This window comes from Catenibacterium sp. UBA627 (assembly GCF_002299355.1).
In the GTDB taxonomy this organism is placed as follows: Bacteria; Bacillota_I; Bacilli_A; order Erysipelotrichales; family Coprobacillaceae; genus Catenibacterium; species Catenibacterium mitsuoka.
Genome location: NZ_DBPF01000153.1, coordinates 1230 through 14581 on the forward strand (window position 1 = coordinate 1230; position 13352 = coordinate 14581).

The window sequence follows — 13352 nt, forward strand, 5'->3', positions numbered from 1 at the left end:
ATAGAAGGAGGAATTGTTTCTCCTAATCCACTAAAGGCTCCAGAAATCATTAATTCTAGAATCATAAATGTCTCTGATAGACCCACTATACGTAGATAGTTTTCTCCAATTTGAGTTACCATTAAATCATCAGTAAAGAAGCCATAAATCACATGAGGGAAGAAGACCATCAAGCTTGTACATACAATACCCCATAGTATAGAGAATACCAGCATTGTATGATATCCTTTCTCCACACGATCATACTTACTAGCTCCATAGTTCTGACTAATAAAGGCATTAATAGATGTCTGGAATCCAGTCGCCATACACCAAGAAATATTTTCTACCTGTGTACCTACCTTCTGTGCTGCAACAGCTGCATCTCCAAACTCAGCTACAAAAGCAGCTACTACCATTGAACATACAGAAAATAACATGCTTTGTAATCCTAATGGAAAACCAATTCTAAGTATATTCTTATAATAAATCTTTGAATAAACCTTCTTCAATGAAATATGTTTAAGTAGTGTATTCTTCTTAAAGTTATGTCTCATAAATAATAGGAATACAGAAACTTGAGCTAATACTGTGGCAAGTGCTGCACCTACAACACCTAGATTACATACAAAGATAAAGAATGGGTCTAGGATAATATTTAATAACAAACCAACACTATTACACTGGAATGGTGTCTGACTATCACCAGAGGCATTTAGAATACCCGTCATAATAATATTTAAGAAGTTAAAGATAATCAAACCACATGTAATACGTAAATAGTTAATAGCCTGGTTAACAGTAGATTGTGATGATAATCCAAATAAACCAATAAAGAAACTTGAAAATACAACTGTACAGAAAGAGAATAATAGTGCGAATATAATCCCTAACTGAATAGTCGATGAAGCATAATCTGTAGCTGCTTCTTGATTACCTGCACCTAATGAATGTCCTGTTTTAACTTGTCCACCCTGTGTCGCAATCATTGCGAGTCCCTGCGATAACCAGCTAAACATACCTGCTACACCAACTGCTGCAATAGAGGAAGCACCAAGCTTTCCAATCCAAAGCATATCAATCAGTGCATAGGCCATTTCTAGAAATGATGTACCAATAATAGGTAGTGTTAATTTTATAAGAAGAGGGACAATACGTCCTTCTAATAAATTCAATTTTTTCATACGCATCTCCCTTCCCATCCATTCTATCAAAAGAATGTAAAAAAAAGAAGGCAGAGCCTTCTTTAATCAACATAATAAATTTCTAAGTAACGGTTTTTACCTTCACCGTGTGACTGTGTTGCAAGATGTGGCATTTCTGCAATCACCTGATGAATTACTTTTCTTTCATCAGCTGGTAGAGGATCTAACTTCATATTGATCTTAGAATGTTGTACTTTCTTACCAAAACGTTTAGCCATTGCAGCAACCTTCTGGTATCTCTGTTCCTTATAACCATTGATATCTACAGAGATTTCAATACGCTGCTTGAATTGAGTATTGACAGCACTCTTAGTAATGAAGTTTAATGCTCTTAAAATAACACCATTCTTACCAATCACAACTGAATTATTACTTGTTTCTACATTACAGTAGATACGATCATCCTGTTTGAAGACAGTAGTCTGTGTTTCGAAACCTAAAGAACTTAATGTTCTTTCTACGAACTGACCTACATATTCTTCAACCATAGATTCACACCATCCAGCAATAACAACTTTCTTACTGAATAATCCCTTATGAACTTCAACAACTTCATAATGGAATTCTTCTGGTGTAATACCTAAGTCCTGACAAGCACGATTTAATGCTTCTTCTTCTGTTTTAGCTTCATAAGTATTCATAGTGATTACCTAATTACATTACTGTCTTTCTGATTTTGTTGCTTTTCAATATACTGAATCTGAATAAATACTGTTCTAACTACAGTAATTAAGTTAGTTGTAATCCAATAGAATGACATAGCTGTTGGCATGATTAAACCAAAGTAGATGATCATTAATGTCATTACGATATTCATAGTCTTCATCTGGTTCTGCTGAGCAGAAGGTTTATACTTCTTGTTTCTCTTCAACATTAAGTTGTTGATTTCGATAGCAAAGAACTGAGATAAAGCCATAACTAAAATAACGGCAATATAAATGAATTTACCACTAGTAATCTGAGATAAAGGTGTTAAACCTAAATTCATACCAAATGCCTGTGATGTATACAAGATCTGGATTCTCTGAACAGCACCATACATAGCGAACATGATAGGTAATGTTAAGAAAGTCCATAATGAACCAAACATAGAAACGTTATTTTTCTTGTATAAGTTCATAATTTCATTCTGCATACGCATCTGACTAGTCTGATCATTCTTACCACGATATTTGTTCTGGATTCTTTCCATTTCTGGTTGAAGCATCTGCATCTTCTGTGTAGAAATAGTAGACTTGATCATAACTGGTAAGATAATCAAGTTGATAAGAATAGTCATTAAGATGACACCCCATAAGACATTACCTGTCCATGAAGTGATTAATAAGATTCCCTTTGCGATAGGAATTGTAAGAATAAAATCAAAAAATCCTGCTTTTAATGTCCATGGTGTTGATTCAGTGATAGCACGGCTTGCTAATAAATGACCGTTCTTGTCAACATTACTTGTACACCCTGTAAAAATGAACACTAAAGCAATCACCGCAAAGATCTTTAAGTACTTCTTTGTACGAGGATCTAATACCATTTTTACTTCTCCATTCTTTTTTTCATTTTTAAATATAGATTTTGAAGAGATTTCTTGTTCTGTTCAAAATCATTCTGAGAATAGGGTTTTCTAACAATCAGAATATAATCATTATGGTCTTCTTTTGTGAACAATTCATGAACCATCATTCTTACTTGTCTCTTAGTCTTGTTTCTGGCAACGGCATTCCCTATTTTCTTACCGACTGACAAACCAATACGCATATGCTCTAGATCATTAGGATTCCAATATAAAACAAACTCTCTATTCGCTACGCTTTTTCTTTTCTTTATAATGGTTTCAAATTCAGTACTTTTTTTTACACGTAATTCTTTTTTCATATTTCTTTTAGAAAAAAAACCACATTAAAGTGGATTTTTTTTTAGGCAGATAATACTTTTCTTCCTTTTTTACGACGTCTAGCGATAACTTTACGTCCACCTACAGTTGCCATTCTAGCTCTGAAGCCATGAGTCTTAGCTCTTTTTCTTTTATTTGGCTGATATGTTCTTTTCATTCTTTTTACACCTCCAATATGTAGCTATTTTTTTTATACTACATAACATATGCAGTGTCATTATATGGGAAATACTATTTCAAGTCAATATTATTTATAAGAAATTTTGGCTTATATTCAATAGTTTTTGCTTCTTCACTGCTATTTTCCACACTTCATTCCCCATCGGAATTCATTCATTCACATATTGTGTAAAACCATCATTTTTCTCCTATATAACATATTTTTTTATGTGCACAATAATCTGAATAAGACGTGAATAGAGGAAATACCGCACATATATACACATATAACATGGTGCAATACTATTTTTTAGATATTCTCAATTTTTGTGAATAAGTGTGAAAAATTCAAAAAATAACGTTAAGTTCACAATAAAAATGTGAATATCTCGTGAAAAAGACTCTGAATAACGTATGAATAAGTACTTATTCACCTTTTTTTGTGCACATCATTACTGTGAATAGTCAATATTCACTAGTCTTTATTCCCATTTTCTTTTATAATGAAGGGTGCAAAGGAAGGTGAATATATGGACAACTTGAAGCAGTTCTGGACAGAAACCCTCAATCGCTATGGAGAAAACAGTGACGATAAGATCGTATTCGACTCAATATTCACCCAGACAGAGGCTAAAGAACTGCAAAACAATGAATTAATCATTACTATAGAATCGGTTTTTAATAAGACCTTTATAGAGGATGCAAGTGAACAACTTGAAGATTTCTTCTATGAAGTATCTGGTATTAAAGCCACTATAAAGGTTATGACTAACCAGGAATATGAGAATATGAATAAGGCAAAAGCCCCAGTAGTGGAAGTGAAAGAAGAAATAGATGATTTTGATGATCATTTAAGTGCTGAACTCACTTTTGATAACTTCGTTGTGGGTAATTGTAATAGAATTGCTCAAAATGCTGCTTTGGCAGTCGCCTTAAAACCTGGTACATATAATCCTTTATTCCTTCATAGTAATTCCGGACTTGGAAAGACACATTTGTTGAATGCGATTGGAAACTATGTGAAAAAGAAATTTCCAGGTAAACGTATTCTTTATACAAATGCAGAAGCATTTGTGAATGATTACGTAGAAGCAATTGGTAATAATACGATTGCAACATTTAATCATCGTTATCGTAGTGTTGATGTATTATTGATTGATGATATTCAGTTTATAGCGAATAAAGAAGGAAGTATGGAGATGTTCTTCAATATCTTCAATACGCTCCAACATTCAGGAAAACAGATTGTTATTACAAGTGATAAACCTCCTGTTGAGTTAAAAGGAATGGAAAACCGCCTTGTTTCTCGTTTTAGACAGGGTTTAACAGTGACTATTGATAATCCTGAATTTGAAACAGCCAAGGCGATCTTAAAGAAAAAGATTGAATCACGTATGATTGATTATCCTATTGATGAAGAAGTACTAGACTTTATTGCATCTCATTTCAATAAGGATGTTAGAGACTTAGAAGGTGCTGTTACAACACTTCTATTCTATAAAGTAGTATGTGGACAAAATCTTGATCATATCAGCTTGGATTTCGCATTAGAAGCATTTGATAATCCAGATAACACAACAACTGTGACTAAAAAAGAAGCGACTCCTGATACCATTAAGGAAACAGTTGCTTCTTACTACAATCTATCCGTCACACAATTAACGAGTAAATCACGTACAAACAATATTATTACAGCAAGACATATTGCGATGTATCTTGTCAGAGAACTCGTTCCTGATATTTCTTATATCCAGATTGGCCAGGAATTTGGGGGAAGAGATCATTCTACAATCATGAAAGCTTGTTCTAAAGTTAAGAAGAAGATGAAACAGGATCCTAACTATAAAACAGCAATCAATGATTTAATGGAACGCTTAAGTTAAGCACACGTATGCACAACTTGTGCACCGTGAAAAATGAGAATTCTTATGGAATACTCAACAAAAACGCAACTTATGCACATTATGCACAGTATTATTATAATTATTCTTTAATTAATAAAATAAATAAAGGAGAAAAAAATGGATTTTAATATTAATAGACTTGTCTTATTAGATGCACTAGCTAAGGTTTCTAGAGCTGTTTCTTTAAAGAGTCCTTTACCTATTTTAACAGGTATTAAGTTTGACTTATTAGAAGATGGTTTAGTATTGACTGCATCTGATAGTGATATCAGTATTCAGACTACAATTAATGAAGGTATTATTATTAACCAGACTGGATCAGTTGTTTTATCTTCTAAGTATATCTTAGAAATTATTCGTAAGATTGATGGGGAAACAGTTCATATTCAGGTTGTAGATGGTACTTTAACTCGTATTACTTCTGAAAGTTCTTTATTTGATTTAAATGGTTCTAAGTCTTTTGACTTCCCACGTATTGATTTAAATAAGAATGGTAAGCACTTCTCTATGAAGTCTTATGAATTCAAGAAGATTATTGAAAAAACTTTATTTGCGACTAGTGAACAAGAAACAAGACCAGTACTTACTGGTGTGAATTTCAAAGTAGACCAGCACAAGCTTGTATGTATTGCGACTGACAGTTATCGTTTAGCTCAGGTTAGTCAGCCAATTGATGATGATATTCAGTTTAACATTGTCATTCCTAAGAAGTCTTTAAATCAGATTATTCACATTATTGAAAAAGATGAAATGATTGATCTTTATGTATCTGATCGTAAAGTATTATTTGTGATTGGTCAGTATCTTGTATTAACTCGTTTAATTGATGGTACTTATCCTAATACATCACGTTTAGTAGAAGATCAGGGGTCTTATACTATGTCTATCAATAGTTCCGCATTACTTGGTGCAATCAGCCGTGCTTCTTTACTTTCTGATGAACAGAGTAATATTGTAAAATTAACGATGTCTCCTGATGAAAACATTCTTTCTTCTTATTCACAGGAAATCGGTTCAGTAGAAGAAAACTTAACAAAAGCTTTCTATAAGGGTGAACCAATGACTATCTCATTTAGTGCAAAGTATTTAGCTGATGCGATTCGTTCTATTGGAACTGAAACAATTCAGTTGCGCTTTACTGAAAAGATGAGACCATTCCAGATTACAGGATTAGATGAGAGTGATAACATCCAAGTTGTTCTTCCAGTGAGAACTTACTAGGTAAATTAAAAGGTCTATTCTCTTATTTGGTTAAAATTTCGCCTGTAATTGAAATTACTAAGAAAATGAAGTTTATCTCTCCTTTGAAAAAAGGGGCTATAAACTTCTTTTTTTTATGTTTTTGTGGTATAATGTAGAAAGCAAAATTAGCGCAAAGGATGTGTGATGAAATGAAAGAAGTCTTAATACATACTGAATATATTACTTTAGGTCAGGCTATGAAGTTATGTGGTGAAGCACAGAGTGGCATTGAAGCAAAGATTATGATTCAGGAAGGTCATGTTCTTGTGAATGGAGAAGTAGACCGTAGACGTGGTAAGAAATTAAGAGATGGTGATGTTTTTGAAGTAGATCGTCGCCAGTATGTAATCCATGGAAATCAAAACGCTTAATCTGATTCAATTTCGTAATTATGAAAAGCAGACCTTTCATTTTCATCCACTGGTTAATATTATCATTGGGGATAATGCACAGGGTAAAACGAATATACTTGAAGCAATTTATCTCTTGTCTACTACAAGAAGCTTTAAGTCCCGTATGCTTGATGAAATGATCATGTTTGATCAGTCTTATACACGTGTGTCAGGTCATGTTGTAAATGGTACACGTCCTTATGATTTAAAGGTTGTTGTGTCTAAAGAAGGCAAGAAGGCTTTTATTAATGATAAGGCTGTGAGTAAGACAAGTGATTATCTGGGTTATTTTAATGTGATCTTATTTACTCCTCAGGATCTGCAGTTGATAAAAGGGTCTCCTAAAATGAGACGAACTTTGATAGATACTGAGATTTCTAAGATTTCACCAATCTATATGTTTAACTTGAATAAATATAATAAATTGATGAAGGAAAGAAATAAGTACTTAAAGATGGTTCATGATGGACATAAGGAACCTGATATGTATCTAGAGGTACTGAGTGAGGAGATGGCAGAATTAGAAGAAGATCTGATTCAAAGACGTATGAAGTTCATAGAGTTATTGAATGAGATCAGTGGGCAGATGTATGCCTATATTTCTGGTAAAGAAAAGCTTGTTTTGAGATATCATACGCATTTCAAGGATATTTCAAAAGAGGGTATTCTTGATAAATATAAAAAGAATTATAAGCGAGATATATTCCAAGGAACTACCGTGGATGGTGTTCATAAGGATGATTTAAAAATCTTTTTAGATGAGAATGATGCAGGTATGTTTGCATCCCAGGGGCAGCAGCGTTCTATCATCTTATCGATGAAGATTGCGTTAGTAGAAATAGTGAAGATGCAGATAGGTGAGTATCCTGTCTTGTTGTTAGATGATGTATTGAGTGAATTAGATGAAGAGAGAAAGATGAAGCTTTTGAATCTGATTGATCATAAAGTACAGACATTCATTACAACAACGCATTTTGATTTAGGTTATCATCATTCACTAGATGATGCTTTGGTTTTAAGAATAGAGAAAGGAACGTTGAAGGAGGATAAGTAAATGGAAGAAAAAGTAGAGCATTATGATGAATCCGATATTCAAGTCTTAGAAGGGTTAGAAGCCGTTAGAAAGAGACCTGGTATGTATATCGGGACAACGTCTGCAAGAGGTTTACATCATCTTGTATGGGAAATAGTGGATAACTCTATCGATGAAGCACTCGCAGGCTTCTGTAATAAGATCAGAGTTGTATTATTACCGGGTGATGTTGTAAAGGTCATTGATAATGGTCGTGGTATGCCTACTGGTATGAATGTGAAGACAGGTAAGAATACAATTGAAACTATTTTTACTGTTTTACATGCCGGTGGAAAATTCGGTGGAGGAGGCTATAAGGTCTCTGGTGGTCTACATGGTGTAGGTGCCTCTGTCGTAAATGCCTTGAGTGAATGGCTAGAAGTTTATGTTCACCGTGAAGGACATATTTACTATCAACGTTTTGAAAATGGTGGAACGCCTGTTGGTTCTTTAAAGGTTGTAGGAGATTGTGATCAGGAAGAAACAGGAACAACTGTAATTTTTAAGGCAGATCCTGAAATCTTTACTGAAACAACAGTTTATGATTATGGTGTATTAAGTCAGAGATTAAGAGAACTTGCTTTCTTAAATAAAGGCTTAAAGCTTGTATTGGAGGATGAAAGATTAGATCCTGCAAAAGTAGATGAATATCATTATGAAGGTGGTTTAAGAGAGTATGTGGCTTTCTTAAATAAGAATAAGACACCACTACATGATCGTATTATTGATTGTGAAGATACAATAAATGATATTTCCGTGGAAATAGCTATGCAGTACAATGATGGTTATCAGCCAAATATCTATTCATTCTGTAATAATATCAATACACACGAAGGTGGAACACATGAAGAAGGGTTCCGTTTAGCTTTAACACGTGTTATTAATAACTATGCAAAGGGTCATAACTTCTTAAAGGATAAAGATGAGTCTTTAAGTGGTGATGACTGTCGTGAAGGTTTAACTGCGATTGTATCAGTTAAGCATCCTGATCCTCAGTATGAAGGACAGACAAAGACTAAATTAGGTAATGCAGAAGTAAGAAAGATTGTATCTACTATTCTTGCGAATGCATTAGATAAGTTCTTATTAGAAAATCCTGATACTGCAAAGATTATCATGGATAAAGTTACATTGGCTTCTAAGGCAAGAATGGCAGCGAAGCGTGCAAGAGAAATGACTAGAAGAAAGACAGCTTTAGATGTCTCTAATCTTCCTGGTAAGCTTGCAGACTGTTCTTCTAAGGATCCAAGTGAATGTGAAATATTCATCGTCGAAGGGGACTCTGCCGGAGGTAGTGCGAAATCTGGTAGAGATAGAAAGATTCAGGCTATTCTTCCTTTAAGAGGTAAGATCTTGAATGTTGAAAAAGCACGTTTAGAAAGAATTCTTGGTAATGCGGAAATTAGATCTATGATTACAGCATTTGGTACTGGTATTGGTGATGAGTTTGATATCAATAAACTACGTTATCATAAGATTGTCATCATGACCGATGCCGATGTCGATGGTGGTCATATTAGAATCTTAATGCTTACTTTCTTATATCGTTATTTAAAACCTTTAATTGAGAATGGTTATGTTTATGCTGCTCAGCCACCTCTTTATTTATTAAGACATGGTAAGGATGATCATTATTTATATAGTGATTATGAGTTAGATAAACTAAAAGAAGAACTTGGTCCTAATGCGAAATATACAATTCAGCGTTATAAAGGGCTAGGTGAAATGAATCCAGAACAGCTATGGGAAACAACTATGAATCCTGAAAATCGTGTATTAAATAGAATTCAGTTAGATGATGCAATGCAGGCTGATCAGCTATTTGATATGTTGATGGGTGAACGTGTTGAACCTAGAAGAGATTTCATTAGAGAAAATGCGAAGTATGTAGAAAATCTTGATATTTAAGGAAGGAGATAGTCATGGAACAAAGAGGTATTAAAGATATACAGTTAACAGGTGAAATGAAGAAATCATTCATGGAATATGCGATGAGTGTTATTGTGGCTAGAGCTCTTCCTGATGCGAAAGATGGTTTAAAGCCAGTACAGCGACGTATTATTCATGGTATGAATGAATTAGGCTGTTATAGTGATAAGCCTTATAAGAAGTCTGCCCGTATTGTTGGGGAAGTAATGGGGAAATATCACCCACATGGTGATAGTTCTATTTATGAAGCCCTTGTACGTATGGCACAGGATTTCTCATATAGATATATGTTAGTAGATGGACATGGTAACTTTGGTTCTATTGATGGTGATGGCGCTGCCGCAATGCGTTATACAGAATCAAGAATGTCTAAGATTGCGATGGAAATGGTCAGAGATATCAACAAGGATACTGTTGATTTTGTCCCTAACTATGATGGTGAAGAAAAGGAACCTAATGTGCTTCCTTCTCGTATTCCAAATTTATTGATTAATGGGTCTACTGGTATTGCGGTAGGTATGGCAACAAATATTCCTTCACATAACTTAGGTGAAGTGGTTGATGCGATTCTCGCTGTTTCTAAGAACCCTGATATTACAATTACAGAGTTGATGGATAATTATATCCCTGGCCCTGATTTCCCTACAGGTGCTTATATTTTAGGCCGTGGGGCTATTAAGAAAGCCTATGAGACAGGGAATGGTCTTATTGTTATGAGAGCAAAGACTGATATTGAAGATATCGGTAGCAATAAAAAAGCAATCATCGTGACTGAACTACCATATATGGTCAATAAGGCACGCTTAATTGAAAAGATTGCAGCTCATGTCAAAGAAAAGAATATCGATGGTATTACAGAATTAAGAGATGAATCTGACCGTGAAGGTATTCGTATTGTTATTGAGTTAAGAAGAGATGTACAGCCAGAAGTTATTTTAAATCAGTTATACAAGTTAACTGCATTACAGACTACTTTTGGTGTCAACAATATTGCCTTAGTGAATGGTGAACCTAAGACATTGTCTTTAAAAGAAATGATTAATGTTTACTTAGAACATCAGGAAGATGTTATTCGTAGAAGAACATTATTTGATTTAAAGAAGGCAGAAGATCGTGCTCATATCTTAGATGGTTTAAAGCGTGCTATTGATCAGATTGATGCGATTATTAATTTAATTAGAAGTTCTCGTACAACAGAAATTATTCAGCAGAGATTAATGGATGAATTTGATATGTCTGAAAGACAGGCAAAGGCTATCCGTGAAATGCAGTTACAAAGACTAGCTGGATTGGAAAGAGAAAAGATTGAGAATGAATTAAATACATTATTAGAAACAATTGCAGATTTAAAAGATATTCTTGCGAATAAAGAAAGAATTATTGCGATTATTGATCAGGAACTTCTTGAAATCAAAGCGAAGTATGGTGATAAGAGAAGAACTGAAATCATTCAGGGTTCATTTGATATTGAAGATGAAGATTTAATTCCTGAAGAAGATGTAGTTATTTCTTTAACGAATAATGGTTATGTAAAACGTATGCCTATTGATACTTATAAAGCTCAAAATAGAGGTGGTAAAGGTATCAAGGGTATGAGTACAAATAATGATGATGTTGTAGATTCATTAATGAATATGTCTACTCATGATGATTTATTGATCTTTACTAACTTTGGTAAGGTATACCGAATGAAGGGATATAATATTCCTGAATTTGGTAGACAGGCAAAGGGTCTTCCTATTATCAACTTATTGAATATGGATAAGGATGAACAGGTAAAGACTATGATCTCTATTACACCTTCTGAAGTAGATGAATCACATTTCTTATTCTTTGTAACTAAGGATGGTTTAGTAAAGAGAACTGGATTACCTGAATTCGAAAATATCAGACAGTCTGGTAAACTTGCACTCACATTACGTGAGGGTGATGAATTAGTTGATGTTAAGTTAACTAATGGTAAGAGTGAAATTCTTCTTGCAGCCGCCAATGGTAAGGCTATTCGTTTTGATGAAAATGATGTGAGACCAATGGGACGTTCTGCAAGTGGTGTTAAGGGTATGAATGTAGATGATAGTCATATTATTGGTGTGACTACAAATACTGAAGGACAAAATATCTTAATCATAACTGAAAAGGGTTATGGTAAGATGTCACCATTAGAAGAATATCGTTTATCTAAACGTGGTGGTAAAGGTGTTAAGACTGTTAATATTACTGAGAAGAATGGTGAATTAGTCAGCATTAAAGCTGTAGAAGGCAATGAAGACTTAATGATCATTACGAATGAAGGTATTATTATCAGATTACCAATGGAACAGGTAAAGAGTGCTGGAAGAGCTACACAGGGTGTAAGACTTATTAAAGTAGGTGAAGGTGCTTCTGTTTCAAGTATTACAGTGGTAGATAAAGAATCGGAAGAAGAAACGACTGAAGAATAGAAGTTGTCACATGACAACTTCTTTTTTTCATACTATAATTAGTCCTCAAAGAGGGGGAGTTATTATATGTTAGATTTACAGGTAGAAATATTTATTTTAGTTGGAATAGGCTATCTTATTTCTAAACTAGGATTATTTAATAAACAGACTCGTAAACAGGTCACTGATTTAGTATTAAACCTTGTGTTACCTGTGGCCACTGCAAAGAGTTTCTTAATTAAACTCACACCAAGTATTATGAAGACGACTCTTGTTGTATTTTTAGTCTCTATTGGTATACAGGGGCTTTATTTTATTATTAATAAGACTGCTTATAATAATCAGGAAGAAACAAAGAAGATCAACTTACAGTATGCGACTATGGTATCTAATGCAGGTTTTATGGGTATGCCATTTGCGCAAGGGTTATATGGTGATATGGGATTACTTTATGCTTGTATTTATTTAATACCACAAAGAATATTTATGTGGAGTTATGGTTTGTCCCATTATACAAAAGCTGATTTTAAGACAATGGTGAAGAAAGTTGCTTTACATCCATGTCTTATTGGGATTTATTTTGGTATAGTATTTATGATCATGTATTCATTAGGGTATACACTACCTTCTTTTGTGACAACAACTATGAGTTCTATAGGAGGATGTAATACCGCATTAAGTATGATTGTGATAGGAAGTATATTAAGTGATGTAGAACCTAGAGAGATATTGGATAAGGAATGTATTTATTATTCTTTTATTCGTTTAATTATGATTCCAGTGATTACTTATCTATGTTTAAGATGGACTGCACTTGATCATATCGGTATTGGTGTCTCAGTAGTATTGGCTGCGATGCCTGCACCAAGTACATGTGCAATGCTGGCAAATAAGTATGATAAGAACCCAGAATTCGCTTCTAAGCTTATTTTTGTATCTACTGCATTTTCTTTAGTCACATTGCCACTTATTTCTTTCATGATAACTTTGTGAGCCAATCCGACTTAATTTTAATTAAGTCGGATTTTTTTTAGATGTTTGCGCATCCATTTAAGAAGTATGATATTTAAGTTTCCACCTATAAGCTAGGCAATCCTTATTCTTATAGGCGTGTCCACTTCGCCTCTACTGTATAGGATATTTACATCCACAACGCTACTTT

The 13352-nt window shown here is 33.9% G+C and carries 12 protein-coding genes; 7 read left to right on the plus strand and 5 right to left on the minus strand.

Annotation, left to right across the window (positions count from 1 at the left end):
• The 5 genes from B2S90_RS10415 to rpmH all read right to left on the minus strand — a co-directional run.
• On the minus strand, nucleotides 1-1163 hold a 1163-nt coding region (locus tag B2S90_RS10415), incomplete at its 3' end, for an MATE family efflux transporter (RefSeq protein WP_286697018.1).
• Between the two features lie 62 nt (nucleotides 1164-1225).
• Complete coding sequence (locus tag B2S90_RS10420) at nucleotides 1226-1825, minus strand: protein jag (protein ID WP_055232937.1); 600 nt, start codon at nucleotides 1823-1825, stop codon at nucleotides 1226-1228.
• A gap of 5 nt (nucleotides 1826-1830) precedes the next feature.
• On the minus strand, nucleotides 1831-2712 hold the full coding sequence (locus tag B2S90_RS10425) for a YidC/Oxa1 family membrane protein insertase (RefSeq protein ID WP_055232935.1): 882 nt from the start codon (nucleotides 2710-2712) through the stop codon (nucleotides 1831-1833).
• A gap of 2 nt (nucleotides 2713-2714) precedes the next feature.
• On the minus strand, nucleotides 2715-3053 hold the full coding sequence (gene rnpA, locus B2S90_RS10430) for a ribonuclease P protein component (protein ID WP_006504671.1): 339 nt from the start codon (nucleotides 3051-3053) through the stop codon (nucleotides 2715-2717).
• Nucleotides 3054-3094: 41 nt separating this feature from the next.
• The gene (gene rpmH / locus B2S90_RS10435) at nucleotides 3095-3229 is read right to left on the minus strand and encodes a 50S ribosomal protein L34 (protein ID WP_006504672.1); all 135 of its coding nucleotides are present in this window, start codon (nucleotides 3227-3229) and stop codon (nucleotides 3095-3097) included.
• A 532-nt stretch (nucleotides 3230-3761) separates the two neighbouring features.
• Between rpmH and dnaA the strand changes: the two genes are divergently transcribed.
• The 7 genes from dnaA to B2S90_RS10470 all read left to right on the plus strand — a co-directional run bounded on the left by dnaA (nucleotide 3762) and on the right by B2S90_RS10470 (nucleotide 13183).
• Nucleotides 3762-5114 (plus strand): chromosomal replication initiator protein DnaA, encoded by a 1353-nt coding sequence (gene dnaA, locus B2S90_RS10440; RefSeq protein ID WP_286697019.1) that lies wholly within the window; start codon nucleotides 3762-3764, stop codon nucleotides 5112-5114.
• Between the two features lie 138 nt (nucleotides 5115-5252).
• Nucleotides 5253-6356, plus strand: coding sequence for a DNA polymerase III subunit beta (dnaN, locus tag B2S90_RS10445; RefSeq protein WP_055232931.1), 1104 nt, complete (start codon nucleotides 5253-5255; stop codon nucleotides 6354-6356).
• Nucleotides 6357-6526: 170 nt separating this feature from the next.
• Complete coding sequence (locus B2S90_RS10450) at nucleotides 6527-6748, plus strand: RNA-binding S4 domain-containing protein (RefSeq protein WP_022424781.1); 222 nt, start codon at nucleotides 6527-6529, stop codon at nucleotides 6746-6748.
• Complete coding sequence (recF, locus tag B2S90_RS10455) at nucleotides 6729-7823, plus strand: DNA replication/repair protein RecF (RefSeq protein WP_055232930.1); 1095 nt, start codon at nucleotides 6729-6731, stop codon at nucleotides 7821-7823. The genes B2S90_RS10450 and recF overlap by 20 nt, the downstream gene beginning before the upstream one ends.
• Complete coding sequence (gene gyrB, locus B2S90_RS10460) at nucleotides 7824-9749, plus strand: DNA topoisomerase (ATP-hydrolyzing) subunit B (RefSeq protein ID WP_055232929.1); 1926 nt, start codon at nucleotides 7824-7826, stop codon at nucleotides 9747-9749. It abuts the gene before it with no gap.
• A gap of 14 nt (nucleotides 9750-9763) precedes the next feature.
• A complete protein-coding gene (gyrA, locus tag B2S90_RS10465) occupies nucleotides 9764-12211 on the plus strand; it encodes a DNA gyrase subunit A (RefSeq protein ID WP_278547605.1) in 2448 nt (815 codons plus the stop codon).
• Nucleotides 12212-12277: 66 nt separating this feature from the next.
• Entirely contained in the window at nucleotides 12278-13183 is a 906-nt protein-coding gene (locus B2S90_RS10470; RefSeq protein WP_055232925.1) for an AEC family transporter, read from the plus strand.
• The last annotated feature ends 169 nt before the right edge of the window (nucleotides 13184-13352 follow it).

What these genes read in the sequence shown, in the direction of transcription:
- B2S90_RS10420 (WP_055232937.1), bottom strand. Translation starts at nt 1,825, where the DNA reads ATGAATACTTATGAAGCTAAAACAGAAGAAGAAGCATTAAATCGTGCT.
- B2S90_RS10425 (WP_055232935.1), bottom strand. Translation starts at nt 2,712, where the DNA reads ATGGTATTAGATCCTCGTACAAAGAAGTACTTAAAGATCTTTGCGGTG.
- rnpA (WP_006504671.1), bottom strand. Translation starts at nt 3,053, where the DNA reads ATGAAAAAAGAATTACGTGTAAAAAAAAGTACTGAATTTGAAACCATT.
- rpmH (WP_006504672.1), bottom strand. Translation starts at nt 3,229, where the DNA reads ATGAAAAGAACATATCAGCCAAATAAAAGAAAAAGAGCTAAGACTCAT.
- dnaA (WP_286697019.1), top strand. Translation starts at nt 3,762, where the DNA reads ATGGACAACTTGAAGCAGTTCTGGACAGAAACCCTCAATCGCTATGGA.
- dnaN (WP_055232931.1), top strand. Translation starts at nt 5,253, where the DNA reads ATGGATTTTAATATTAATAGACTTGTCTTATTAGATGCACTAGCTAAG.
- B2S90_RS10450 (WP_022424781.1), top strand. Translation starts at nt 6,527, where the DNA reads ATGAAAGAAGTCTTAATACATACTGAATATATTACTTTAGGTCAGGCT.
- recF (WP_055232930.1), top strand. Translation starts at nt 6,729, where the DNA reads ATGGAAATCAAAACGCTTAATCTGATTCAATTTCGTAATTATGAAAAG.
- gyrB (WP_055232929.1), top strand. Translation starts at nt 7,824, where the DNA reads ATGGAAGAAAAAGTAGAGCATTATGATGAATCCGATATTCAAGTCTTA.
- gyrA (WP_278547605.1), top strand. Translation starts at nt 9,764, where the DNA reads ATGGAACAAAGAGGTATTAAAGATATACAGTTAACAGGTGAAATGAAG.
- B2S90_RS10470 (WP_055232925.1), top strand. Translation starts at nt 12,278, where the DNA reads ATGTTAGATTTACAGGTAGAAATATTTATTTTAGTTGGAATAGGCTAT.